We start from the raw sequence: 26582 nt of genomic DNA, 5'->3' as shown, positions 1-26582 counted from the left end.
TTTTTCTCTACATTTGTTACGGTCTCTGTTTCGTTTATTCTTAAATCGTGTTTTTCCGATATTTCTTCGCATATTTTTTCAATACGCTCTAAGATCAGATCTATTTCTTTATCGCTGTATTTAGCGGGATCAAACATAATGTTAAAACGAAGATCACCCTCATCATAACAAATAATGCTGATTCCGTAGTTTGTCTGCTCTCTTGAATATTCCAGCGAAACCGTTTCTGTTTCCTGCGCAATATCGCTTTTTTTCATTCCTGAACTATAATTTTCAAAAATAAAAATAACCTTGATAAGATCAGGTCCCTGTATAGTTTTGCTTTGTATTTCAGCAAGAGAACAATAATCGTATAAGCTGCTTTCGTTTCCCTGCTTCTGTATTTTTACAAGCAGATCGTCTATTGTTTCATTTTCTTCAACTTTCATTCTTAAAGGAACAGTGTTTATAAACAAGCCAACCATACGCTCTATTCCATTTATATGAGCGTTTCTTCCTGATACGACCTTTCCATAGACCACATCATCATTCCTTGTATATGAACGCAGCAGCATTCCTACAGCTGTTTCCGCAACAGTGTTTATTGTAACATCATTCTTTTTGGCTATATCACGGAGTTTAGCGGTTATTTCACTTTTTATTGCAATGCTCTTTTCAAGCATCTGTTCATCTGTCTGCTCTCCTTTAGCCAAAGGCGCAATATCACACGAGCCCTCATAACCTTCGAGCACTTTGTCCCAATAATCCAATGCTCCCTGCTTATCCTGCTTCTCATGCCACAGTATATAATCACCGTAATCAGCAGATGAAGCTTTTTCTTCTCTTATGATATTGGCAATATCCTGTAGATCAGTGCCGTCAACCAGCTTGTCATATATGTCAAAAAGCTCTTTAATAAGAACAGCATTGCTCCAGCCATCGGTAATAATGTGATGTGCAGTTAAAATAACTTTAAACGATTTCTCGCCAAGCTTAATGGTTTTTATTCTTATTAAAGAATCCTTTTGCAGATTAAATCCACGATTTTTATCATCTTTCAGTATCTGATTATATTCTTCAATTCTTTTTTCTTCATCATTATTTGTCAGATCAATGAATTCAGACTCTATTTCACGTTCTTTTAAAATGACCTGTTTGGGTGAATTGACATTTTCATAAACAAACATTGATCTCAGAGTCTGATGCTTTTCTGCGATCAATGCCAATGCCTGTCCGAAATACTCATATCTGAAGTTGTTTCTTATATCTAAAACGATCTGCATTATATATGCTGTCGATTTACTGTCATATATGTTATGAAACAACATTCCTTCCTGTAAAGGTGTAAGGGAATAAATATTCTCTATTTTTTTATTTACCTTAGCCATGTTTATATCCGCCTTTCTGCGAAGGGCACCTTGTAATGATGAAATGATGCGTTCGCTTTAAAAAATGTGCTAAAATTGAAGAATATATTATAGTGCAAAATCTATGCAAGTGATTGCGGAGCTGCATAACAGCAACTCCGCATCTTATAGTTTGATCCTGCGTCATGAGACGATTATTGCCAAAAATGTCAATGTGATTTTATCTGAATATTAAATTGTAAATAAGGTAATGATATATGGATAACATCATAATCTAAGAGAGAATTAATAAAATCAAGTTCATCTTCATTAATTTCCTTGATCTGCATATCAGACAATGTCTTTACTTCTGAATTATTATTCTTACTGCAATACTCTGCCAGCTCTGACAGACTCTTTCCGTACAGATCAGCAAGCTTTTCTGTAAATCCCTGACCAAATCGCTTGTTTCCTGTTTCTGAATTTCATAACACTATGACAGATTTATGACACTTTTCCTATTAATAAAATAAATAAGCGTTTCCTCAAAAAGAAGAAACGCCTGTTTCACGCCGTTTAGCGTGTGTATGTGTTACAAATTAGATACGGTATGGAACGCCAAAAAAACAGGTCAATAAATAATCACAAAAGTAAGATACTTCAAATGAATAAAGAATAATGAATAGTGAATAGTAAATAAATAATAATACAGAAACGCACGATAATAATATTATGATTTATACATTATTCACTATTCATTATAAAATAAGCCCGTCACATTAGTGACGGGCGTTTCTGGAGCTGATGATCGGACTTGAACCGACGACCTACGCCTTACCAAGGCGTTGCGCTACCGACTGTGCCACATCAGCATCAACAGTTAATATTATACAACACCTGCTCACAAAAGTCAATAGGCATATATTTTATTTTTTTTATTAACATAAATTGCTTGATTTCTGCTCTGAAAAAATTTTTAGATTTTTTTGAAAAAAGGTATTGACAAACCGTTTTTTATCTGGTATAATATTAAAGCAGTCGAGAGACGGGCAATGCGAGTGTGCTGGAATAGGCAGACAGGCACGTTTGAGGGGCGTGTGTCGAGAGACGTATGGGTTCAAGTCCCATTACTCGCACCAAAGAAGCGTTTACCAATGGTAAACGCTTCTTTCTTTTTAATACGAACTCAGATCCGAAATAAAAAGGAGTCTTAAAAATGATATACACGGTCACATTCAATCCCGCAATAGATTACGTATTGCACACCGACCGAATACAGACGGGCTGCGTAAACCGTTCCGAGTCCGAGGAGATATTCTTCGGCGGCAAAGGCATAAATGTATCTGCTGTACTTGCCGAACTCGGTGTAAAAAGCAAGGCACTGGGATTTATTGCAGGCTTTACAGGCGAAGCTATAGAGCAGGGCGTAAAGGGAATGGGCATAGATGCTGACTTCGTAAAACTGAAAAGCGGCAATTCCCGTATCAACGTCAAGATAAAAGCCGATGAAGAGACCGAAATTAACGGACAGGGTCCGCATATCGACAGTAAATACATAGATGAGCTCATGGAAAAGCTCGACGGGATACAAAACGGCGATACCCTCGTTCTTGCAGGAAGTATCCCAAACAGTCTTCCCGACGATATATACGAAAGGATACTTTCAAGGCTGTCCGACCGTGATATAAGAGTAGTTGCCGACACAGCAAAGGGACTCCTTACAAGCATACTGAAATACCGTCCTTTTCTCATCAAGCCTAATAATTTCGAGCTCAGTGAGATATTCGGCATAAATATCACGACTTACGATGAGATAGTCGAACACGCCGTAAAGCTTCAGGCTATGGGCGCAGGAAATGTGCTTGTTTCAATGGCTGAAAAGGGCGCTGTACTTCTTGACGAGAGAGGAAAGCTCTATAAATGCGGAGCCTGTACGGGTACGGTAAAAAATTCCGTAGGTGCAGGCGACTCAATGCTTGCAGGCTTTATTGCAGGCTTTGACGGTGAGAATTACGACTACGCCCTGAAACTCGGCACAGCCTGCGGAGGTGCAACAGCTTTCTCCGACGGACTTGCAAAGAAAGAACTCATAGACAAGCTTATGGAACAACTCTGAAGGGAGGGCACCTATGGATATAAAATATCTCAGACTTCTTGCAAAGGAGTACCCCACTATAGAAAGTGCTGCCAGTGAGATAATAAACCTGTCGGCTATACGCAGTCTCCCAAAGGGGACGGAATACTTTTTCAGCGATATGCACGGCGAATATGAAGCCTTTCTGCATATGCTGAGAAGCGCTTCAGGAATGATAAAGATAAAAATAGACCTTGTACTCGGCAAGACTGTTTCCGCCCGTGACCGCGAGCAGCTTGCGGAGCTCATATACTACCCCGAGAAGGAAATAACCCGACTTACAAACAGCGGCGAGATGTCCGACGAATGGAAAAGGCTCAGCATCTACAGGCTCATACTTGTATGTGAAGCTGTTTCCGCAAAGTATACACGTTCACGTATCAGAAAGCGCATACCAAGCGATATGGTGTACATACTTGACGAGCTTCTCAACGTTACCGATGATGTAAACAAGGACTACTATTACGATGAGATAATCAGTGCTATCATAAGCACAGGCATTGCCGAGACCTTCATAATCTCACTTTGCAGACTCATACAGTCCGTAAGTATAGACAGGCTCCATATCATAGGCGATATCTTCGACAGAGGTCCCCGTGCGGATATTATCCTCGACGAGCTTATGAAGATGCACGATGTTGACATACAGTGGGGCAACCACGATATCTCATGGATGGGAGCAGCAGCAGGAAATCCCGCACTTATCGCAAATGTTATCCGCATAGCCATGCGCTATAACAATTTCGATGTGCTCGAGGACGGTTACGGGCTCAATCTCCGCGCACTTGCCGTATTTGCAGGCGAGACATACGCAGATGACGATTGCAAACGCTATACTCCCAGCACTCTCGATGATAATATCTACGACCCCGTTGACCTTGACCTTGCTGCGAAAATGCACAAGGCTATAACCGTTATACAGATGAAGCTTGAAGGTCAGCTCATTGCCAAGCACCCCGAGTGGGAAATGCAGGAGCGTGATCTGTTCGGCAGAGCGGATTTCAGAAACGGCACGGTCACTATAAACGGAAAGGTGCATGAGCTCCTTGACAGGAGCTTCCCTACTGTTGACCCTGAATCTCCTCTTGAACTCTCTGAGGGTGAAGCAGAGCTTATGAAAGTCCTTGGTGCTTCATTCAGGCACAGCGAGAAATTACAGCGTCATATCCGCTTCATTTATGCAAAGGGCGCAATGTACAAGACCTGCAACAATAATCTCCTCTTCCACGGCTGCATACCTATGGACGAAAGCGGCGAGCTTCAAAGTGTAAACATAAGCGGTCAGAAGTATTCAGGCAAAGCACTCCTCGACAAGCTGGGAGAGCTGGTAAATCAGGCATACTTCGGCAACGGTTCTGATAAGGATTTTGCCAGTGACTATATGTGGTATCTCTGGTGCGGAGCAAAGTCCCCTCTTTACGGAAAGGATAAAATGGCTTTCTTCGAGCGTGGACTCCTTGCGGATAAGACCTTGCATACCGAAAATTACAACGCTTACTATACTTTCTCCGAAAGTGCAGAAATATGTATGTCTCTGCTTGAATTATTCGGACTTGATGCCGAAAAAGGTCATATCATCAACGGTCATGTTCCCGTAAAAATAAAGAACGGAGAAAGTCCCGTAAAAGCAAACGGAAAGCTTTTCGTCATAGACGGCGGTATATCAAAGGCTTATCAGTCAACTACAGGTATCGCAGGCTATACGCTCATATACGACTCTCACAGCCTCAATCTTGCCGAGCACAAGCCCTTTGTGGCAGGTGAAAGCGGCAATACTCCTACGATACACCTTGTTGAGAAACTGGACAGACGCGCTAACATCTCCGATACCGACAAAGGCGAGGAGATAGTTGACAAAATAAACGACCTGCGTCAGCTCCTTGAAGCATATAAAGCAGGTGCTATCAAATAACTCTGACGAAAAAAGGACGGATAATATCCGTCCTTTCTTATTTTCTTATAAAAGAATAATGACATAATGAAGCTTATTCAAATTCATATTCGCCGTCGTAGTTTTTCTTGAATTCCTCGAACACCTCTCCGAGAAGCTTGTCATCATCAACTGACACAAAATCGTCCTCTTCCGGAGTCTCTCCCGGAATAACTTCAAGAATGACTACCTCATCGTCCTCATCGTCAAAAGGAAGAAGTACAGCATAAAGATGCTCTTTATATTCAACAGTACCGATTATCTCAAATGATACCTCGTTACCGTCATCATCGGTGAGCGTGATATAGTTTTCTGCTGCTTCCTCTTCTTCAAGCTCATCGAAATCTTTTTCGTTCATGTCGCTCATACAGACACCTCCGCATAAATAATATACCTCATTTTAACACATATCATTCAAAATTGCAATAGTCCTACCTATTTTTTCACAACAAGTACAGTCTTTATCCCGTAAGCTCTGAAAAGCTCTATGCAGCTGCGGTCAATTATCTCTCCGCTTACAGCTATTGGTATCGCAGGCGGGCAGGGTACTTTCACCGACGCGCAGATGCGTCCCTCTGCCTTTTCAACAGGTATTTCCTCAGGCGGTGCGAATGCGGCTTCGCTGATGGCGAGAGCCATCTGCGGGAGCTTCGGCTCAATTATCGGTTTCGCGCATTCTTTCCGTGAAGCTCCCGCCACCGCGCTCTCAAGCGCGGCGCGAAGCCGCACAAAATCAAGGTCGGAAGAAAAAGGCGACATGAGAAGCACCACAAGCTCACTGTCGGCATATTCACATTCAACGCCTACGCCGCGAAGGAGCTCCGCAAGCTCTGTACCGTTGTAGCCGCTTTCAGCGGCTTTCACAGTTATGTGAAAAGGCTCTCCCTCAGAAAATATAAGCCTTCCGCTGAAGCTTTCTCTCAGCGCGATTATCTGCGGCAAAGCCGCAGTAATATCATCACGTATGCTGTCGACAATGTAACGGTTGCACAGGTCCAGAGATGCCATAATAAGATAAGACGGACTTGTGGAGCCGAAAAAGCTCATCGCCTGTTTCAGTAAAGGCGCATATTCCCTGCATGAGGTATGCAGAAAAGCCGCTCCCGTCAATGCAGGAAGCATCTTATGCGCCGAGTCACAGCACAGATCAGCTCCGAGAGCTATGGGGTGAAGATTTTTCCCCAAAAAGGCAAGATGCGCACCGTGAGCATTGTCCACAAGGAGCTTAGCTCCATAGTGGTGACAAAGCTCCGCCAAAGCGGCGGTATCCGCCAGCCTGCCCGTATAATCGGGTGATGTCACATAAACACAGGCTGGCGTGTGGTCGGCGGCTAAAGCCGCCTCCACGTCAGCGAGCTGAAGCTCGCCTGACAGGATACCGCCGCTGTACTGCGGCATAATCCACGTTACATCAAGTCCTAAAAGCGCAGCCGCATTGAGGAAAGCACGATGAACATTCCTTGCTGCGATAATTCTCCGCCCCTCGGTTTTCATTATAGCCAGCATAGCCTGTATGCACAAAGTCGAGCCACCTGCCGAAAAAGCAGTAGCCGCACTTCCGTACAGCTTCGCGGTATTTCTCTCGCTCTCGGCGATTATGCCATCAGCCTCAAAAAGGCTGTCCGCCCCCTTTATCTCTGTTATATCAAGTGAATACAGCCAATCAAGCTCCTTTACAGGAGCTTTTCCCTTATGCCCGGGCATATGAGCGCGAAGAGTCCCCGACGAAGCATATTTCACAAGAAAGTCATACAAAGGTGTATCCATAGTCCCCTCCTCAGATGTAGTATTGCAGTATCCTGAACATTCTCATTCTGGCACGGGACATCACCGCGGAAACAGCCTGCGGCGACACTCCAAGCCTTTTGCTGATAGAAACGATATCAGTGTCCTTAAAATAGTATAGCATAATTATCTCTTTTTGTCTCGGGGTAAGCTCATTATTAATAACTTTTAACAGTACTCGCCGCAGTCTCTGTGCATTTCCCTCCTCATCGTTATCACAGCCCAGTATCATTCTGATCCCCTTATCAGCCTCGCCCGTGAAAGTATCGGTATAAGAGTTACGTTTCGACAAAGCCTTCACGCCTCCTCTTATACGCGGTAAGATGAGAGATCACCTCCTGCATCTCTCCGTGCTCGATATAGAGCAGATGTATGCGGCGGTCAAGGTCAAGCTCCCTGACTTTCAGTTCGTCACCGCTTTCGATGAGAGTATTTCGCATTTCGGTAAGCTCGGAGATACGCTGTTTCACCATAAAACAGCTCTTGGTGTAATCGTTGATAAGCTTAGTCATAGTATTCGCCCCCTAATAATAAATAAAAGAGCGCACGAGCAGCATATTGCTGCACCCTTGATAAGATAGCTTGCGAACTAATGTTCTATTCCTTGTAATCATATTATAGAACATCTGTTCCGATTTGTCAAGGGCTTTTTCAAATTTTTTTCGTTTCGACATTATGCGACAAAAAAGGAACTGCAATTGCAGTTCCTTTTCACGTTTAATTAATCATAATAAAAATCCGAAGTAAAGCTATCTTCTTCTCCGTTTTCACGTATAACTGTGATCTCACCCGTATCAGCACAGCCAGCCGCTACGCCCCATTCTCCTGTGCTGCGTATATGCACACGGTAATAATTGGTATTACTCGAAGTACCTCTATAATGCCACTTACCGTCCCTATAATAGGGCTGATGCCATGTGTATTCGTAGTTATCATTTATATCCTCATACTTCAACTCAAACTCAGGTTCATAAGAATAAGCTATCTCATTCCAGCCGCCTTTGCTATTCTTCTTCTCTAAAAAATAAGTATAATGACCTGAACCGCCTGAAGCTTTTACGGTTATTTTTTTCGTCTGTTTTTTTCCATAGGCGGAATTAAATAGTATGCTCTTCGTATAATCCTCAATCTTTACATCTGGATATTCTACTTCTATCGGCTTGCTTGTTACTGTATTTCCGTTGGCGTCGGTCACTGTGCAAACATAAAAACCCGTCTTAGTAGCACCGAAAACATTGCTGGTTTCCGATATTTTGCTTCCATAGTATGTCCACTCATAGGTATATGAACCGTGACCGCCATAAGCATAAACAGACACTGTTGCTGTACCTGTTTTTTCATTAATATAGCAGATATCAGTCGGCTGTGCTATTATTTTAAGTGCAGGAGATGCTGTGATTATATCTGTATCAAATTCATCGGTGGAATAGACTGTGCGTTCACGTACGCCTCTTTGTCTTATGGTATAAGCCGTCGTTACCTTTACCTTGCAATAATATGTTCCTTTTGTTTTTATTATATAGGAGACATCTGTTGCACCGATTATCTCTGTGTCATCACGGTACCACTGATAGGATATAGTAGAATTATTGGGTACTGTATAGCCTGATGACTTTTTAACTGTCACAGTTTTAGACTCGCCGTTTGCAATATCAAAACTGCCGCAGTCAAGGAAAAACTTATACCTTCCAACGCGTCCCGAAGAACGTCCTGTCTCTGTCGTAGTTGAAGGTCTGCTGCTTGCACTTGGATTATATGCTGTAGTTGTTGATGAGGATCTGCTTGTGGCATTTGGATTATATGTAGTAGGTGCTGCACTTGCGGAAATAGCTGTTGCTCCGCATAAAAGGACTGCGGAAGAAAGTAAACACGCTGCTTTTTTCATAAATACTCTCATATAAAAAAACTCCTAAAAAAATATAAGAAATCTTAAAACATTCCGCGCGCTGAACGTTTTTACCACCCCAAAAATAAACCGAACCAATAATCTGTATTTATATTACCATTATTATTTAAATATAACAAGATGATGATTGTCACTAAGATAGTGACATTTGTCACCTTTTCAACTCTATTGGCTCAGCCAAATAAAAAAGGGCGGATATTATCCGCCCATACTTATCAATTATTACTGCTCATTTGCAGACTCATCTGTCGGTTCTTCAGCAGCTTCTGCATTATCAGCCGCCGCATCTGTTACCACCTGGGGCTGAGACTCGTCAACATAAACGATATCCTCATCGTTTATACTCTCATCAACAACAGGAACTGCCGCTGCAAGGTCCTCGCGTATACCGTCCGAGCAGGCACAAAGTCTCCTCATATTGATTATACCCGAACAGCTAACATCGTCACCGCTGCCCTTGCGTGTCATAGCAGGCAGGAATTCACTAAGCTGACGCACTCCCTCTTCCATGCCGTTCTCCACCAGAGTAAGAGCAAGTCCGCGGAAGAAGCCGAAAAGCTGTTCCTCGTTCCAGTATGAATTTTCAACTCCGTCCGTGCAGAGAAATACAGCCGCAGGCATAAGCCCCTTCGGAAGATAGAAAAATCTTGCCGAAAGTGCAGCGTCGTCCTGACACATGGAAGTCGTAACGTTATCATAACAGCGCGGATCCTCGGGGATAGGAGCATAAACATTGCTGTCGCCGTCGATTATCACGCACTTTCCGTCGCCTATCTGCGCACCGAAAGCGTAATTCTCGGTAACTGCCGCAAACACAAGAGTAGTACCGTAAGCGCCTATGTATTCCCCTGCTTCGTACCTTGCACGATAGCCTGCAAAGTTTTCGGGTATACGGTCAAGCTCCTCCTCGGTAAAAGGATTTTCAAGGTAATCCTTTTCCGTACTGTCATGCCAGCGTGCAATGATACTGCGCCAGAGCTGATTAAAAAGCTGCTCGCGCTGACGCTCATCCTTCAGTATCTCATCAGCATCTTCAAGCCCTTCCAGAAACTCCTTTACACATTCCGCAGCGCACTCAACAGCAAACCGCGACCCCCTGTCTGTACGCAGATAGCAGAGGCTTCCGTGACCGTCAGCAGCTGCTGCAAATGAATATTTCTCAAAGTCGCCGCAGAGAGAGCTGTCCTGACATATAAGCTCATGGCTAAGGTGTGAAGCACCGATACTTGTCTGAGCAAAGGAAGATAATCTCTCCATAACCTCTCCTTACCAGTCGGATTCGTCCCAGTCGGCAGTATTAGCGTCGCTGAGAGCATCATTGGTCTGAGTCTGAACGTCCTCAGCCAGCTTCTTTGATATCTCAACAGGGTCTGTATCGCTGTCAACAGTACTTGAATGACTTGCAAAAACGCTTGTGATAACGCTTGCCTTTTCTATCATAAGTCTGAGCTGATCCTTGTTCTTTACATCGAGAACTGTCTCAGAGCTTCCCGAAAAACGTGCAAGAACGTCCCTGTCTGCATCGTCGCCGATAGCAAATGCTATCTTTATGGAACGCTTGTACCAGTTGTTCTTCTTGAGTGCGTCAAGTCCGCTCTCCCAGTTATCAGTAGGACCGCCGTCACTGAAAAGAAGTATTACAGGCGGATATGCGCCTGCGGCAGTCTGTAAAAATTCATTTCTTGAAAGCTTTTTATCAAGCTCCTTGCAGGCAGCACCAAGATCTGTAACGCCGCAGGCTTCAAATGTCTTGAAACGATATCCCTCAGGCGATACAGGCTCGGGAGTCACCCATGAAGCTCCTGTAGAAAACTCCAGAACTGCAATTTTTATCTCAGCGTCATCGCTTTCATCGCTGATCTCCTGTAAAGTCTGCATTACCTCTTCAAGAGCAGACTCTACCTGTCCAATTTTGCTGCCCTGCATACTTCCCGAAGTGTCGATGACATAGAAAAGTGTCATGACCTTTCTGACAGCAGGTGCGTAATCGTCTAAACCAGGCATAATATTACCTCCGTCCAATATATAATATAAAATAATTAACAGTTGCTCGTTTATATCTTATATTATATCATGAAATCCGCCTGCGGTCAAGTACCGCAAATGTTCACATAAATTTAACATTTATCCCCGTGACATATGCCTGCATATAATGTATAATAAGGGTATAGAGATCAGATTGGAGGGATTTGGCTTAATTAAAGCCTGATATGAACAAACAGGAAATAAGACGCTATATTTTTATTGCTGTTCTTGCGATAATGGTATGTGTTATCGTTCAGAATTTTTACGTTTTCACCAAACTTGTATCCATACTTTTAAGTGCGCTGAAGCCGTTGATGATAGGCTTTTTTATAGCTTATATCTTCAACATCATAATGAATTTCTTTGAAAAGTATTATTTTCCAAAAACTACTTCGTCTTTCATAAAAAAAACACGCCGTCCCACCTGCCTTGTGCTTTCATTCACAATAGCAGTTGCGGCAATAATACTTATAACGTATATCATTGTACCCGAGATAATCAAGGCGTTCGGCGTACTATACGACGAGATACCGCCTGCGTTCTCAAAATCAAAGGATTACGTCATCGGAAAGCTTAACGAATACCCTGAAATACAGGAAAAAATAGAAAACCTTGAATTTGACTGGGCAAGTATAGCAGGAAAGCTGTCAAAAATCCTTACATCCGGAGTTGCAGGCATATTGACCTCTGCATGGGGAATAATAGGCGGAGTTGCCTCTGCGGTCACAAATCTTGTCCTCGGCATAATCTTTGCCATATATATGCTTCTGCGCAAGGATAAGCTCATACACGACATCAACCGTTTAAGGCGCTTATGGTTCAGCGAAAGCTTCAATAACAAGTCATCGCACTTCATGCATACAGCAAACGAAACCTTCCAGAGTTTCTTTGTAGGACAGTTCATAGAAGCGATAATACTCGGAACGCTCTGCTTCATCGGCATGAAGCTGTTAAAGCTCCCATACGCCGCTATGTCGGGAACGCTTGTTGGAGTTACCGCATTTATCCCTATAGTTGGTGCATTCATAGGCGCAGGAGTAAGCGCTTTCATTATCCTTACGGAAAATCCTATGCAGGCGCTTATATTCATCATTTTCCTGCTCATTTTACAACAGTTTGAGGGGAATATCATCTACCCCAAGGTAGTGGGAGGCACAGTCGGTCTACCAAGTATCTGGACTCTTGCCGCAGTTACTATCGGCGGAGGACTTTTCGGTATCCTCGGAATGGTGCTTGGAGTACCGCTGGCAGGTACACTGTATAAGCTCACATTTGAAAAGCTTGAAAGTGAAGAAGCCGAACGAGGTATAGCCCCCTTCGCTGAAAAGCCCGTAAAAAAACAGAAAAAGAAGGAGACAAAAAATAAGAAAAAGATGACAAAGGCTAAATAAGCAGTTCACATTTTTTCAAAACCGCAATTTTCAATCACTACTCGCAAAATCTATCTAATGCACAAATTGCCCTAACAAGTTCACAACATTTTGATATCCGCATTTCACTGACCGCCGAAACACTTCAATAATCCGATGAAGTCAAAGGCGGTTTTCACTTTGAAGAAAAGGGTTTGTAATCTGATAAAACCAAAAATGCCTTTTTATTGTTAATCTCGGTTAATAGAGAGTTTGACAAAAATTAATCAATGTGATAATATATCTAAGGATAATATTTATGTTTAAAGGAGTAATGTGTTATGATCAATACATGGCCAAAGGAATGGGACGGCTTCAAAGAAGGCCGCTGGAGCACCACTTCCGTAAACGTTAGAGACTTCATCAAGAAGAACTACACTCCTTACGATGGCGACGAGAGCTTCCTCGCACCACCTACAGAGGCTACCAAAAAACTCTGGGAGCAGGTCATGGATCTTTCCCGACAGGAAAGAGAAGCCGGAGGTGTTCTGGATATGGACACCAAGATCGTTTCGACAATTACATCACATAAAGCCGGTTATCTCAACAAGGATCTGGAGCAGATAGTAGGTCTCCAGACGGACAAGCCTTTCAAGCGTGCATTACAGCCCTTCGGCGGTATCCGTATGGCTCAGCAGGCTTGCAAGGAGTACGGCTACGAAGTCGATCCCGAGGTAGTTGAGATTTTTACCAAGTACAGAAAGACACATAATCAGGGCGTATTTGACGCATATACTCCCGAAATGAGACTTGCCCGTCACTCTGCTATACTCACAGGACTTCCTGATGCTTACGGCAGAGGACGTATCATCGGCGATTACCGCCGTGTGGCTCTCTACGGCATCGACCTCCTTATTGAGGACAAGAAGCACCAGATAGACACTTCACTTGTGAGAATGACTTCAAAGAATATCCGTCTCCGTGAGGAGCTTGCAGAGCAGGTCCGTGCATTGCAGGATCTCAAGGAACTTGGAAAGATATACGGCTTTGACATCTCAAAGCCTGCGGCTACCGCAAAGGAAGCCGTTCAGTGGCTGTATTTCGGCTATCTTGCTGCTGTCAAGGAGCAGAACGGTGCCGCTATGTCACTGGGAAGAACTTCCACATTCCTTGATATATTCATTCAGCGTGACCTTGACCGCGGTATACTCACCGAGGAACAGGCACAGGAGCTTATCGACCATTTCATCATGAAGCTCCGTATCGTCAAGTTTGCACGTACTCCCGAATACAACGAGCTCTTCTCGGGCGACCCCACATGGATAACAGAGTCTATCGGCGGCGTAAGCGTTGACGGTAACCACATGGTAACAAAGAACAGCTTCCGTTACCTCCATACTCTCGAAAACCTCGGAACAGCTCCCGAGCCCAACATGACCATACTCTGGTCAACAAAGCTCCCGAGAAAGTTCAAGGAATACTGCGCTAAAATGTCTATCAAGACTTCATCTATACAGTACGAGAATGACGACATGATGCGTGTAATACACGGCGACGACTACGCTATCGCCTGCTGCGTATCATCAATGGTAGTAGGCAAGGAAATGCAGTTCTTCGGTGCAAGAGCAAACCTTGCAAAGTGCCTGCTCTACGCTATAAACGGCGGTGTGGACGAGCGTCTCGGACTTCAGGTAGGTCCAAAGTTCAGACCTGTTGATACCGAGTACCTCAACTTTGACGATGTATGGGAAAAGTACATGGATATGATGGAGTGGCTTGCAGGACTTTACGTCAACACCCTCAATGTTATCCACTATATGCACGACAAGTACAGCTATGAGAGACTGCAAATGGCTCTCCATGACAGAGACGTAAAGCGCTATTTTGCTACAGGCATCGCAGGACTTTCAGTCGTTGCGGACTCACTGTCGGCTATTAAATACGCAAAGGTAAAGCCTGTCCGCAAGGATATCGAAATAAAGGACAAGGCAGGCAACGTCACAAGCGTAGCAAAGAATGTCGTAGTTGACTACGAGATCGAGGGAGATTTCCCGAAATACGGCAACAACGATGACCGTGTGGACAAGCTTGCTGTTGAAGTTGTCCGCAGATTTATGGACTGCGTAAGAAAACACCACACCTACCGTGACGGCGTTCCTACAATGTCTATCCTCACTATCACATCAAACGTTGTATACGGCAAAAAGACTGGTAATACTCCTGACGGCAGAAAACAGGGAGTACCGCTTGCTCCGGGTGCTAACCCAATGCACGGCAGAGACACCCACGGTGCTGTAGCTTCACTGTCATCTGTTGCAAAGCTGCCGTTCAGACACGCACAGGACGGTATCTCCAATACCTTCTCCATAGTTCCTAACGCTCTCGGCAAGGACATGGAGGTATTCGCAGGAGACCTCGACCTTGACAAGCTCAGAGGAGAAGAAAAATGATAACTCCCGATATGCTCGGCAAGACCGATGATCCGTCCGAACTTGCAGACCTTATTGACAAGCTTATGGAACAGGGCAGCGGTCACGTGAATATAGTCTCGGAAAACGGCTCGGAACTGAAAGTCAATACCGTAAAGAGTACTGATATATGCGGCACAAAGGGTGCCTGCTGTCAGCCCACCGAACTTGAACCCGACGATGACGAACTATAAAATGTAGGGAACGCCGCCCTCGGCGTTCCGCAATAATCCCCATTCGGGCTGATGCAAGCATCAGCCCCTACACATAACAAGGAGGAACGAAAAATGGATAACCAGAAACAGGTAGACAACCTTATAGAGCTTCTTGACGGCTACGTTGAAAAGGGCGGACATCACCTCAACGTAAACGTTTTCACACGTGAAACTCTCCTTGACGCTCAGGCTCACCCTGAGAAGTACCCACAGCTCACCGTAAGAGTTTCGGGATACGCAGTTAACTTTGTAAAGCTCACAAAAGAGCAGCAGGACGATGTTATCTCCCGAACTTTCCACTCTTCACTTTAATATTACAAAAGGCTGTACCTAAGCGGTACAGCCTTTTTATTATGTCGAGTTTTTGGCGTAGATACGCAGGATTACAGATGCATCTACCGAGTCAATGATATTATCGCCATTTACCATAGAACGTGCTCTCTCGCTCGAACTCAGAGTATAGGACTTGCCGACAGATGTAGCAGCATACTCCTTCAGCACAAGCGATGCATCAATAGAATCTATTTTTCCGTCATTGTTTGTATCGCCGAAATGCTCGGGATAATAAGCCACAGGAAAATTAGCCGAACTGCCGAGGAATACCTGAGTCCAGTAATATCTGCCCCCCGAATAAGCAACTCCAACGCCTATGTACTGGAAATTAGTGCTCAATATACTCGCTCTGTGGTCGTTGGAATTCATCCAGCCGTTCATAACCGATTCAGGGCTCGTCTGACCCTGAGCGATATTCTCGCCAATATAATTCCAGTCAAGGCCAAGATCATCAATTATAGAAAGACCGTTTCTGCCATCAGGACGAGTATGATCCCAGAGCTTCACAGTTTCCTTAGCGCGTATATCCGCTGCTCTGATAAGCTCAGGCAGAACCCTGTAAGCAGGCAGTCCCCTGCTTGTACGCTCTTTATTTACAAGCTTCAAAACCTCGGCAACATAAGTGCTCATATCCGAGGAAGAAACATTTTCGTCAGATACAGGTGATACGATAAATTCAGACGAAGCGGAAGAAGCAACCGTCGGAATACAGGATAGACCTGCAATTAATAATGAAGTCAGAATCGCAGCTGTTTTTTTCATAATGATACCTCCATATAAACACATAGCCGAACGTTATCAAAACGAAAGCAAAAACATATCCCACAGTTATTATAGCATATTTCACTCCGCAAGTCAACAAATCACGTCTAAAATATACATTGTGCATAACTTGGAAGTTCCTAAAGCATCACAATAAACAAAAGGCTGTACCAATCGGTACAGCCCTGATGTCTGAATGTAAATCGAAATTACTTGATCTCGATTGTAGCGCCAGCCTCTTCAAACTTAGCCTTGAGCTCGTTAGCCTCAGCCTCAGAAACGCCTTCCTTGATAGCCTTAGGAGCAGCCTCAACTACTTCCTTAGCCTCCTTAAGGCCAAGACCGAGAACTTCCTTAGCAACCTTGATAACAGCCATCTTAGCGTCACCAAATGAAGCAAGGATTACGTCGAACTCTGTCTTTGCAGCAGCAGCGCCGCCTGCAGCACCGCCAGCAGCTGGAGCAGCAGCGATAGCAGCTGTTACGCCGAATTCTTCCTGGATTGCGTCTACAAGCTCAGAAAGCTCGAGAACTGAAAGAGTCTTGATATCTTCAACAAATTTTGTGATCTTCTCAGAAGCCATGATAATAATCTCCTTTAATTATATTTGCCCTTATTGGGCTGATTTAAGCTGCGGAGCATATCTCCGCAAATGTGTGATGAAGAATGTTACTGCGATTATGCAGCCTCTTCTTCCTTCTTCTTTTCTGCAACAGCGTTGAGTGTAGCTGCCAGCTTCTGAAGGGGACCCTGCAGAGAGCCAACGAGCTGTGCGAGAAGAGTGTCCTTTGAAGGGATCTTGGAAAGAGCAACAACTCCAGCCTGATCATAGACCTCACCTTCAACGTAGCCAGCCTTGAGATTGAACTTCTCATCGCCGGCCTTCTCAGCGAACTTACCAAGGATTCTTGCAGGAGCTGTCTGGTCGTCGTTAGAAACGGCAAGAGCAGTTGTACCGTTGAGAGCTTCTTCAAATCCCTCGATACCGCATTCCTTGAAAGCACGGAGAAGCATTGTGTTCTTTTCTACAAAGTAGTTAACGCCAGCCTCACGGAGCTCTTTTCTGAGCTTAGTATCCTCTTCAACAGTGATACCCTTGTAGTCAACAAGAACGCCTGATACGGAATTCTTGATGACCTCGGTGAGCTTCTCGACCTTAGCCTTCTTTGCTTCGAGTACAGCATTGCTTGGCATAGTTTGTATTCACCTCCGAATGAAATTCATCGTATTCAGAGAGCAATAAAAAAGCCCATTCCGACAGCGCAGAATGGACAATGATAATTCTATCAATTGCTATTCCTCGGCGGGACTTACTGAGCTTTCGCTCTGCCAGCTGTCTTTAGAATACGATACTGTTTTTCACAGCTTGATTATTATACCATATTATTTTATGCTTGTCAAGCATTTTTCCGAAAAAATCAAAAGAAAAAGAGCATCATAGGCGCTCTTTTTCATTAATATTTTATTTATAAGGAATTGTCCTACTATTCTGGTCAAATTATTAAAAATTCAAATACGAATTTCTATGCAAAAATTTATCTTACTTCTTTATAAAACCTGCGCTCTTTACGTTAAATCTTATATAGATCTTACCATCAACAAAGATAACATAAATATTTTTGATAACAGCATTCTTAAAAAATATTGGTCTTATAGGCTTTACATCTGCGCGATATACAACAACTTTCTTTCCGCTGTAAATTTTATTGTCTGCCTTGAATACTGTACCTGTACCAACATATTTCCATCTAAGCCAATTGATACCGATGAGCTTGTCATATCCTGTCTTAACAAGTGCAGCATCTGCTACGTGAACCTCTGCTGCTTCAGCTGTGATAGCTATTGTTGTGTTGAATGTATTGTTTATGTTTACTGCTCTTACAGATGTTGGAACTACCATTGCGAGTGCAAGTGCTGCACCGATGATTCTCTTTTTCATTGAAATAATTTCCTTTCGATATCGTTTAGTTTCTTTGATTTATTGCATTTATTATTGTACCCGAATATTCCCATTAAATAAAAAACTTGGGTAATAAACAAAATACGTAGAAAATCCTGTGAAAAATCGTTTGTTATCAGATATGATTATTCTCAATGAAGCCAAAAGCTTTCACCTACATAAAAAACACTATTTATATTTTATAACATTTAACATCAATCGTCAAGTATTCATAAAAAAGCGCATCATTATTTATTCAAAAACAACTTAAAAAGGCGCACATCGTGCGCCTTTTCTATAGCAATATAATTATATTACTTTTTAAGAGCAGCCTTTACTGTCTTAACGATGTTCTCTGCTGAGAGGCCGAACTCCTTGAGAAGATCAACAGCAGGACCCGAGTGTCCGAACTCGTCGTTTACGCCTATCTTAACAACAGGAACAGGACAGCAATTTGTTACTGTCTCAGCTACTGCTGAACCAAGACCGCCGATGATGCTGTGCTCCTCAGCAGTTACGATAAGACCTGTTTCCTTAGCGCACTTGCAGATAAGATCCTTGTCAAGAGGCTTGATGGTGTGGATATTAACTACTCTTGCAGAGATACCCTCAGCCTCGAGAGTCTTTGCAGCTTCTACAGCCTCATTTACCATAAGACCTGTAGCAACTATAGTAACGTCCTTACCGTCCTTCATAACAACGCCCTTGCCAAGCTCGAACTTGTAAGTTGCTGCGTCATTGATCACAGGTACTGCAAGTCTGCCGAAACGCATATATACAGGACCGTTGAAGTCCAGAGCAGCCTTTACGGCAGCCTTAGCCTCAACATCATCACATGGATTGATGATAGTCATGCCAGGGATAGTTCTCATAAGAGCGATATCCTCGTTGCACTGATGTGTAGCACCGTCCTCACCAACAGAGATACCTGCGTGTGTAGCGCCGATCTTTACGTTGAGGTGTGGGTAGCCGATAGAGTTTCTTACTATTTCAAAAGCTCTTCCTGCTGCGAACATTGCGAATGTACTTGCGAAAGGTATCTTACCGCAGGCTGCAAGACCTGCTGCAACGCCCATCATGTTAGCCTCTGCAATACCGCAGTCGAAGAAACGATCGGGATAAGCCTTCTTGAATATACCTGTCTTTGTTGCAGCAGCAAGGTCTGCATCGAGAACTACTAAATCCTTATATTCCTCGGCATACTCCTTGAGAGCCTCGCCGTAGCTTTCTCTGGTAGCCTTTTTGATTACATCTGCCATGATAATTAGTCCTCCAATTCCTTTAACTGCGCATTCAGCTCTGACATTGCCTGATCGTACTGTTCCTTGTTAGGAGCTGTACCGTGCCAGCCTACCTGATTTTCCATGAATGAAACACCCTTGCCCTTTACGGACTTCTGAATGATAGCAACAGGCTTGTCCTTAACTGACTCAGCCTCTGTGAAAGCTCTGTCGATATCATCAAAGTCGTGAGCGTCCATAGTGATAACGTGCCAGCCGAAAGCTGCGAATTTATCTGTGATAGGCTCAGGTGAGCATACCTCGGTTATAGGACCGTCGATCTGGAGTCCGTTGTTGTCTACGATAGCAACGAGGTTTGTGAGCTTCTTGTGAGCTGCAAACATAGCTGCTTCCCATACCTGACCCTCTTCGATCTCGCCGTCGCCGAGGATAGTGTATACCTTGTATGACTTGCCGTCGATCTTGCCTGCAAGTGCCATACCGCAGGCTGCGGAGATTCCCTGTCCAAGTGAACCGCTTGACATATCAACGCCGGGGATATGGATACATGGATGTCCCTGTAAGAGCGCACCGATGTGACGAAGAGACTTGAGCTCTTCTACAGAAAAATAGCCCTTCTGTGCAAGTACGGAATAAAGTGCAGGAGCTGTATGACCCTTTGAGAGTACAAGACGGTCTCTGTCGGGAGCGTCAGGATTTTTGGGGTCGTTGTTCATCTTGTTGAAGTAGAGGTAAGTCAGGGTATCGCTTATAGAGAGCGAGCCGCCCGGATGACCTGATTTAGCGTTATATGTGCCTTCAATAACGCCCATTCTAACCTTGCAGGCTGTTTTCTGCAATTCTTTTTTGATATTTGCGTCCATATTGACCTCCATGATTTTATTTAACGGCATAAGCCGTAATTTGTTTGACAGCAGAAGGCGGGTGACTCGGTCGCCCCCTAATACTGCTCATGTACCTAACTTTTCAATGGCTCATAATATTGTCGCAGGTACAAAAAGCAATAGCAATAATTATTAATTATTCAGACAGCCGCCCGCCCCTGCAATAAAAGCTATGTATTTATTATACCGCAAAAATTGTCTCATTGCAAGACTTTTCTTGCGGTTTATATTCATCAGAAAATCATCATTACCAGTACGATAAGATAGAATATGAGAAATCCCGAACAAGCTATGGCAGGAAATGCAATGAGCATCTTGTTCTGCTTCTCGTGTAAAGTCCCTCTGAGCCTTAGTGCCTTCATAAGCATAAGCGATGATATCCACATAGGTATCGCCCATATAGCCAGTCCCAGAGTTGCCGCATCGCTCATAGTGAAATCAGCCGTTGATGACGAGCTTCTTCCGTAGAGCGTGCCGTATACCAGCATGGCCAGAAGTCCGACCATGAATAGTATCATTATTATGTATGTCGTTATTGCCGCCTTCTTTTTCATTGTTCTACTTGCTGCACCTTTCGATTATGTATTCTATAAGCTCAGCTACCGCACCGTTGTCATTTGTGCGTTTCAGGATAAGGTCTGCCTTTTCTTTTACACTGTCCTGTGCATTTGCAGGACAAGCTCCCACATCGGCTTCGACTATCATCTCTATATCGTTGTCGAAGTCACCGATGGAAACGAAGGTACAGCCCTCCATTCCCCTGAGCTTTCTGTATTCTTTAAGTGCCGAGCCCTTGCTTACACCGCCGGGGAGCATTTCAAGGAATATATCCGATGACTTCACAAAATCAACATCGGCAAATTCAAGCTTGCCCGTGAGTATCTGCATATAGTCAACATCTTCGGGAGCAAGTGAGAAAAGCACCTTCAGCCAGCCTCCGTCGGATATTTCATCAAGCTCAGCATAATTGGGCACGATATTGCACAGCTTCGTGTGAAGCTGCTGATAATCTGTGTTGCTGAAAACGTAAGTGCCGTCGGTTTTCAGCACCTCTCCTCCTGCCTGCGGCATAAGCTCGAGGAGCTTACGGGTATAATCCTTAGCCGCAGTGGTCAGAGGCTTGGTATAGAGCGTTTCTTCGCTGATATAATCATAGATAGCCGCTCCGTTATACATTATGATAGGATATTTAAGTCCGAGTGTGCTGCGGAACTGCGTAAAAGACTGTATGGTACGTCCCGTAGCCACAGTAAAGCGTCCGCCCAACTGCGTGAAATGCTCTATGGCAGCTCTGTCAGCAGCGGTTATCTCCTTCTGCGAGTTGAGCAGAGTACCGTCCATATCGCTGAGCAGTACGACTTTCGATATATCTTCAAACAAAGGTATCACTCCTACATTTTCTCAAGCTTTCTCAGGACAGCAGTGAAGTATTCGGGCAGTTCGCTCTGAAACTCCATATACTCACCTGTTGACGGGTGGATAAAGCCTATTTTACGTGCATGAAGGCACTGTCCTTCCAGTCCCTTGTAGGGCTTTCCGTAGACATCATCGCCCAGTACAGGGTGTCCTATATAGCTGAGGTGGACTCTTATCTGGTGAGTCCTGCCCGTTTCAAGTCTTAGCCTTACGTGAGCATAGCCGCCGTACTGCTTTATCACACTGTAATGAGTAACGGCATTGCGCGAATTTTCAGTAGTGACGCACATCTTCTTCCTGTCGGTCTTATGCCGCCCGATAGGAGCATCAACAGTGCCTTCAGTCTCCTTGAAGTATCCGCAGGCTACCGCCTCATATTCTCTTGTAAAGCTGTGGACCTTTATCTGTTCCGCAAGCTTTAAGTGAGAAGCATCATTCTTAGCAACGATGAGCAGTCCGCTTGTGTTCTTGTCGATACGATGTACGATACCGGGACGTATCACGCCGTTTATGCCCGAAAGGCTGTCTCCGCAGTGGTGAAGCAGCGCATTCACGAGAGTTCCCGTGTAATTTCCGTGAGCAGGGTGCACCACCATGCCCTTTGGCTTGTTCACCACCAGCAGGTCATCGTCCTCATAGACAATATCCAGCGGTATATCCTCAGGTACAGCGTCCATAGGCTCGGGCTCGGGTATCTCAACGACTATCTCCTCGCCGCCTTTGAGCTTCATGTTCTTGCTTACGGCTTTGCCGCCCGATGTGACCATGCCCTTTTCGATAAGTCCCTGTACTGCCGAACGTGTAAGCTCAGCAATATTATCCGAAATACACTTGTCGATACGACTTCCTGCGTCCTCAGCAGAAGCTGTAAGGACTACCTGCTCATTCATTTTCAGCCGCCTTTTCTATCTCAGCTTTCTTAGCCTTTTCTATCTTGGGATCAATGAAGATACCGTAGATGAGAAGCATCACAAAAGCCACAGTTACGCAGATATCAGCCACATTGAATATAGCAAAGTGGAAAAGCTTCACCTCGAACATATCCACAACATAGGAGAAGCGGAAACGGTCTATAAGGTTTCCAATACCGCCTGCTATGAACAGTGCAAGTGCAATATTCAGAAGCCTTGAACGTTTATACACCTTAAAAAGCAGGATAATACCGCCGATCACCACAAGACTCGTAAAGCCTACGAGGAACCATCTCTGTCCCGACATACTTCCGAAAATAGCACCGTCATTCTCAAGATAGGTAAGATCCAGTATCTTAAAGTCGCCGAAGTGTATGAATTCCTTGGTGTGTACAGGTTTGAGCTCATGTATAGCCCAGTATTTCACAAGCTGGTCAGCTCCCACAAGAGCTGCTATCATCAGTACAAGAAGTATAGCCACGGTATTTTATCCTTTCAATAAGACTGCCTGCCGACTTTTTCAGCCGACAGGCAATATAGTACAAATTAGTTAAGCTTCTACAGCCACTGCGCATCTCTCGCACAGTGTCGGGTGGTTATGATTTGTGCCTACGTACTTGCTGAAGCACCAGCAGCGTTCACACTTCTCGCCCTCTGCCTTAGCTACCTCGAATGCAGTCTCAGCACCGCTCTTTTCTACCTCAACGCCTGATACGATGAGGATATCCTTGAGCTGGTCAGCCAGTGAAGCATATCTGTCATAGTCAGCATCGCTGCTCTTGATTATGATCTTAGCTTCAAGTGACTTACCGATAGTCTTTTCGTTACGTGCGTCCTCAAGGACCTTGTTTACTGCAAGACGGGTATTGTAGATGAAATCCCATTTCTCTGTAAACTCAGCTGTAAACTCGATGCCGCTCTTTTCAGGCATCTGATTGAGGAATACGCTTTCCTTGTCGTCTGCTGCCGAATGAGGCATGAACTGCCATATCTCCTCGGCTGTGAATGAAATGATAGGTGCAGCCAGTCTTGTCATCGCACTGATTATGCGATACATAGCAGTCTGAGCTGCTCTTCTGAGAACGGAATCTTCCTTCTCACAGTAAAGTCTGTCCTTGATGATATCGAGGTAGAAGTTAGACATATCTATTACACAGAAGTTGTGAAGAGCGTGAAGTGCGATATGGAAATCGAATGCATCATAGCCCTTCTTCATAGTGTCGATAAGATTATCGAGCTTCATAAGTGCCCATTTATCGAGCTCTGTGAGCTGATCGTCGGACACGCTGTCCTTATCAGGATCAAAGCCTGCACCGTTACCCAGGTTGCCCAGAATGAAACGAGCAGTATTTCTTATTTTCTTATAAGCGTCGGAGAGCTGACCGAGGATAGGCTTGGATATACGGATATCGCTGTGATAATCTGAAGAAGCTGCCCAGAGTCTGAGGATATCAGCACCGTACTGGTCTGTTATCTCGCTTGGGTCGATACCATTGCCCAGTGACTTGTGCATTGCCTTGCCTTCGCCGTCAACGACCCAGCCGTGAGTGCAAACAGCCTTGTAAGGAGACTGTCCCTTGTATACAACAGATGTAAGGAGTGATGACTGGAACCAGCCTCTGTACTGATCTGCACCTTCGAGATAGAGGTCAGCAGGCCATGTAAGGCTCGGGAAGTCCTTTCCTTCCATAACAGAGGTATGAGATACACCGCTGTCGAACCATACGTCCATGATATCGTATTCCTTAGTGAATTCACCGCAGCCGCACTCGCACTTTACGCTTGCAGGGATAAACTCACTTGTATCCTTAGTCCACCAAGCATCGCTGCCTTCCTTGCGGAAGAGTTCAGAGATAGCATTGATAGTCTCGTCATTGCATATAGGCTTGCCGCAGTCCTTACAGTAAACAACAGGTATCGGAACGCCCCATGTTCTCTGACGGGAGATACACCAGTCGCTTCTGTCGCGTACCATGCCCTTGATTCTGTCCTCGCCCCACTCAGGGATCCACTGAACAGACTCGATAGCCTTGATAGCCTCGTCCTTGAAGCCATTTACTGAGCAGAACCACTGCTCTGTAGCTCTGTATATGATAGGGCTGTTACATCTCCAGCAGTGTGGATACTGGTGGACGATCTTCTGTGTAGCCAGCATTGCGCCCAGCTCTGTGAGCTTTGCAGCAATAGCCTTGTTAGCCTGATCTGTGTCCATGCCCTCGAATTCGCCTGCTTCGGCAGTCTGCTTACCCTTTGAGTCAACGCATACGATGATACCGATATCGTCGTACTTCTTGCACACCTCAAAGTCCTCAACACCGTAGCCCGGAGCTGTATGTACGCAGCCTGTACCGCTTTCAAGAGTAACGTGATCACCTACGATGATAGGTGAAAGACGGTCGTAGAGAGGGTGCTTTGTTTTCATTCCCTCAAGCTCGGCACCTGTGAAGATATGCTCTGTGGTATACTCTGTGATACCGGCAGTTTCCATAGTTGTCTTTACAAGCTCCTCAGCCATTACGTAGTACTCATCGCCTACGTGAACGAGTGTATAGTTATACTCAGGACCGAGGCATATAGCAAGGTTGCCCGGAATGGTCCATGTAGTAGTTGTCCAGATAACGAAATATATCTTTGAAAGGTCAAGTCCCAGTCCCTTGAAGATACCCTTATCATCAGTTACGTTGAACTTGACATAGATAGAATAGCATGGGTCGTTTGAATACTCTATCTCAGCTTCAGCGAGAGCTGTATTACAGTCAGGGCACCAGTATACAGGCTTTAAGCCCTTATACATATAGCCCTTCTTTACCATTGAGCCAAATACCTCTACCTGCTTTGCCTCGTACTCGGGACGAAGTGTAAGGTATGGGTAGTCATAGTCGCCAAGTGAACCCAGTCTCTTGAAGCCCTTCATCTGGTTAGCGACCTGAGTCATAGCGTATTCGCGGCAGTGCTTTCTGAGGTCTACCGCAGGGATAGCACCGTTTTCAACGCCGATAGCCTTCATAGCCTTCAGCTCGATAGGAAGACCGTGGGTATCCCAGCCCGGAACATAAGGAGCACAGAATCCGTTCATATTCTTATACTTTACGATGAAATCCTTGAGAGACTTGTTAAGAGCGTGACCGAGATGGATCTCGCCGTTTGCATAGGGAGGTCCGTCATGGAGAATGTAAGAGGTCTTGCCCTTGTTCTTCTCTATCATCTTGTAATAGAGCCTTTCATCTTCCCATTTTTGGAGAGTTTCGGGTTCTCTCTTTGGCAGATTTCCACGCATGGGGAATTCTGTCTGCGGTAAATTAAGGGTACTGTTATAATCCTGTGCCATACTATCTGATCTCTCATTTAAAAGCTCTGAGAGATCCTCCTTTCAATCTTTTTTGATATAATTATTCTTCTGTCTCAGCAGCTACAGCAGCAGCGATCTCCTCAGCTGTCTGAGGCTCTTCCTCTTCTGCCTCAGCATCATCGAATGTTTCGGGCATAGAAGAGATGAGCTCAAGGTGGCTCTTATACATATCAAAGAGGCTCTTCTTGAAGTCAGCTACCTGCTGCTGAGCTTCGATGAGAGCTTCCTTCTCCTTAGCGATCTCAGCGCGGTTCTTCTCCATAGCCTCTGCGTGCTGACGTACAGCCTCGTCCTCGAGAGCAGCAGCCTTTTCCTTAGCCTCAGCAAGTATCTGCTCAGCCTTTTCGTTAGCTTCGTTGAGTACCTGATGACCCTGCTTCTGAGCACCAAGAAGTGCGTCCTTGAGAGCGTCCTCGTCTCTCATATATTCTCTTACCTTGTCAGCAAGCACCTGTATCTTGCTGTTAGCCTCAGCGCGCTCGCGCTCCATTTCATCAAGCTCAGCCTCGAGCTGTGTGAGAAATTCGTCTATTTCCTCCTGCTTATAACCAAAAGCAGCTTTTTCAAATCTCTTATTTCTAACGTCCTTTGAAGTTATCATTTCAATTC

Annotated in this window: 26 protein-coding genes and 2 tRNA genes; 7 read left to right on the top strand and 21 right to left on the bottom strand. The window is 44.6% G+C overall.

Annotated elements, in window-relative coordinates; genetic code table 11:
* Together L870_RS0114020 and L870_RS0114015 are read right to left on the bottom strand one after the other, a co-directional pair.
* Positions 1–1367 (bottom strand): condensation domain-containing protein (locus L870_RS0114020; RefSeq protein ID WP_028518683.1); only part of this gene is annotated, 1367 nt, incomplete at its 3' end.
* 754 nt (positions 1368–2121) lie between these two features.
* Positions 2122–2197: transfer RNA gene (locus L870_RS0114015), tRNA-Thr, on the bottom strand.
* Between the two features lie 182 nt (positions 2198–2379).
* On the opposite strand from L870_RS0114015, the gene L870_RS0114010 reads away from it, so the two are divergent.
* The 3 genes from L870_RS0114010 (at position 2380) to L870_RS0114000 (ending at position 5371) form a co-directional block, all read left to right on the top strand.
* Positions 2380–2464 (top strand) — tRNA-Leu (locus L870_RS0114010).
* A gap of 77 nt (positions 2465–2541) precedes the next feature.
* Complete coding sequence (gene pfkB / locus L870_RS0114005; RefSeq protein WP_028518682.1) at positions 2542–3441, top strand: 1-phosphofructokinase; 900 nt, start codon at positions 2542–2544, stop codon at positions 3439–3441.
* Positions 3442–3454: 13 nt separating this feature from the next.
* Complete coding sequence (locus tag L870_RS0114000; RefSeq protein WP_028518681.1) at positions 3455–5371, top strand: fructose-bisphosphatase class III; 1917 nt, start codon at positions 3455–3457, stop codon at positions 5369–5371.
* A gap of 73 nt (positions 5372–5444) precedes the next feature.
* Here L870_RS0114000 and L870_RS0113995 read toward each other — a convergent pair whose 3' ends face one another.
* From L870_RS0113995 to L870_RS0113965, 7 genes are all read right to left on the bottom strand, one after another.
* Positions 5445–5756, bottom strand: a complete 312-nt coding sequence (locus tag L870_RS0113995; protein ID WP_051411581.1) for a DUF1292 domain-containing protein — start codon at positions 5754–5756, stop codon at positions 5445–5447.
* Positions 5757–5824: 68 nt separating this feature from the next.
* The gene (locus L870_RS0113990) at positions 5825–7156 is read right to left on the bottom strand and encodes an aminotransferase class I/II-fold pyridoxal phosphate-dependent enzyme (RefSeq protein WP_028518679.1); all 1332 of its coding nucleotides are present in this window, start codon (positions 7154–7156) and stop codon (positions 5825–5827) included.
* Between the two features lie 10 nt (positions 7157–7166).
* On the bottom strand, positions 7167–7475 hold the full coding sequence (locus L870_RS0113985) for an RNA polymerase sigma factor (RefSeq protein ID WP_242836517.1): 309 nt from the start codon (positions 7473–7475) through the stop codon (positions 7167–7169).
* Entirely contained in the window at positions 7453–7686 is a 234-nt protein-coding gene (locus L870_RS0113980) for a hypothetical protein (RefSeq protein WP_028518677.1), read from the bottom strand. The genes L870_RS0113985 and L870_RS0113980 overlap by 23 nt, the downstream gene beginning before the upstream one ends.
* Positions 7687–7895: 209 nt before the next feature.
* Complete coding sequence (locus tag L870_RS17820) at positions 7896–9071, bottom strand: hypothetical protein (protein ID WP_037272413.1); 1176 nt, start codon at positions 9069–9071, stop codon at positions 7896–7898.
* A gap of 231 nt (positions 9072–9302) precedes the next feature.
* A complete protein-coding gene (locus L870_RS0113970) occupies positions 9303–10337 on the bottom strand; it encodes a PP2C family serine/threonine-protein phosphatase (RefSeq protein WP_028518676.1) in 1035 nt (344 codons plus the stop codon).
* Positions 10338–10346: 9 nt separating this feature from the next.
* The gene (locus L870_RS0113965) at positions 10347–11084 is read right to left on the bottom strand and encodes a vWA domain-containing protein (protein WP_028518675.1); all 738 of its coding nucleotides are present in this window, start codon (positions 11082–11084) and stop codon (positions 10347–10349) included.
* 206 nt (positions 11085–11290) lie between these two features.
* Here L870_RS0113965 and L870_RS17815 point away from each other — a divergent pair, with 206 nt between their 5' ends.
* From L870_RS17815 to grcA3, 4 genes are all read left to right on the top strand, one after another.
* A complete protein-coding gene (locus L870_RS17815; RefSeq protein ID WP_051411580.1) occupies positions 11291–12496 on the top strand; it encodes an AI-2E family transporter in 1206 nt (401 codons plus the stop codon).
* Between the two features lie 299 nt (positions 12497–12795).
* Positions 12796–14904 carry a formate C-acetyltransferase gene (gene pflB, locus L870_RS0113955; protein ID WP_028518674.1) on the top strand — a complete coding sequence of 703 codons (2109 nt, stop codon included), beginning with the start codon at positions 12796–12798 and terminating at the stop codon, positions 14902–14904.
* Complete coding sequence (locus tag L870_RS0113950) at positions 14901–15116, top strand: hypothetical protein (protein WP_028518673.1); 216 nt, start codon at positions 14901–14903, stop codon at positions 15114–15116. The genes pflB and L870_RS0113950 overlap by 4 nt, the downstream gene beginning before the upstream one ends.
* Before the next feature lie 93 nt (positions 15117–15209).
* Entirely contained in the window at positions 15210–15449 is a 240-nt protein-coding gene (grcA3, locus tag L870_RS0113945; RefSeq protein WP_019679089.1) for an autonomous glycyl radical cofactor GrcA3, read from the top strand.
* Positions 15450–15488: 39 nt separating this feature from the next.
* Here grcA3 and L870_RS18720 read toward each other — a convergent pair whose 3' ends face one another.
* From L870_RS18720 to L870_RS17805, 12 genes are all read right to left on the bottom strand, one after another.
* Positions 15489–16232 (bottom strand): CAP domain-containing protein, encoded by a 744-nt coding sequence (locus L870_RS18720; RefSeq protein WP_051411579.1) that lies wholly within the window; start codon positions 16230–16232, stop codon positions 15489–15491.
* 209 nt (positions 16233–16441) lie between these two features.
* The gene (gene rplL, locus L870_RS0113935; protein WP_019679085.1) at positions 16442–16816 is read right to left on the bottom strand and encodes a 50S ribosomal protein L7/L12; all 375 of its coding nucleotides are present in this window, start codon (positions 16814–16816) and stop codon (positions 16442–16444) included.
* 95 nt (positions 16817–16911) lie between these two features.
* Positions 16912–17427 (bottom strand): 50S ribosomal protein L10, encoded by a 516-nt coding sequence (gene rplJ, locus L870_RS0113930; protein WP_028518672.1) that lies wholly within the window; start codon positions 17425–17427, stop codon positions 16912–16914.
* Between the two features lie 346 nt (positions 17428–17773).
* A complete protein-coding gene (locus L870_RS0113920; RefSeq protein WP_028518671.1) occupies positions 17774–18172 on the bottom strand; it encodes a hypothetical protein in 399 nt (132 codons plus the stop codon).
* A 314-nt stretch (positions 18173–18486) separates the two neighbouring features.
* The gene (locus L870_RS0113915) at positions 18487–19431 is read right to left on the bottom strand and encodes a transketolase family protein (protein ID WP_028518670.1); all 945 of its coding nucleotides are present in this window, start codon (positions 19429–19431) and stop codon (positions 18487–18489) included.
* Positions 19432–19436: 5 nt separating this feature from the next.
* On the bottom strand, positions 19437–20276 hold the full coding sequence (locus L870_RS0113910; protein ID WP_028518669.1) for a transketolase: 840 nt from the start codon (positions 20274–20276) through the stop codon (positions 19437–19439).
* A gap of 254 nt (positions 20277–20530) precedes the next feature.
* On the bottom strand, positions 20531–20851 hold the full coding sequence (locus tag L870_RS0113905; protein WP_028518668.1) for a hypothetical protein: 321 nt from the start codon (positions 20849–20851) through the stop codon (positions 20531–20533).
* Positions 20852–20855: 4 nt separating this feature from the next.
* On the bottom strand, positions 20856–21677 hold the full coding sequence (locus L870_RS0113900) for a Cof-type HAD-IIB family hydrolase (RefSeq protein ID WP_028518667.1): 822 nt from the start codon (positions 21675–21677) through the stop codon (positions 20856–20858).
* An 11-nt stretch (positions 21678–21688) separates the two neighbouring features.
* A complete protein-coding gene (locus tag L870_RS0113895) occupies positions 21689–22603 on the bottom strand; it encodes an RluA family pseudouridine synthase (RefSeq protein ID WP_028518666.1) in 915 nt (304 codons plus the stop codon).
* Complete coding sequence (lspA, locus tag L870_RS0113890) at positions 22596–23105, bottom strand: signal peptidase II (protein WP_028518665.1); 510 nt, start codon at positions 23103–23105, stop codon at positions 22596–22598. The genes L870_RS0113895 and lspA overlap by 8 nt, the downstream gene beginning before the upstream one ends.
* 69 nt (positions 23106–23174) lie before the next feature.
* Complete coding sequence (gene ileS / locus L870_RS0113885) at positions 23175–25952, bottom strand: isoleucine--tRNA ligase (protein WP_028518664.1); 2778 nt, start codon at positions 25950–25952, stop codon at positions 23175–23177.
* Between the two features lie 61 nt (positions 25953–26013).
* The gene (locus L870_RS17805) at positions 26014–26574 is read right to left on the bottom strand and encodes a DivIVA domain-containing protein (RefSeq protein ID WP_028518663.1); all 561 of its coding nucleotides are present in this window, start codon (positions 26572–26574) and stop codon (positions 26014–26016) included.
* Between the last annotated feature and the right edge of the window lie 8 nt (positions 26575–26582).

The organism is Ruminococcus flavefaciens ATCC 19208 (assembly GCF_000518765.1).
Taxonomy (GTDB): Bacteria; Bacillota; Clostridia; order Oscillospirales; family Ruminococcaceae; genus Ruminococcus; species Ruminococcus flavefaciens.
The sequence above is the reverse complement of the archived record's forward strand: the minus strand, read 5'-3'. Positions and strand labels throughout refer to the sequence as shown.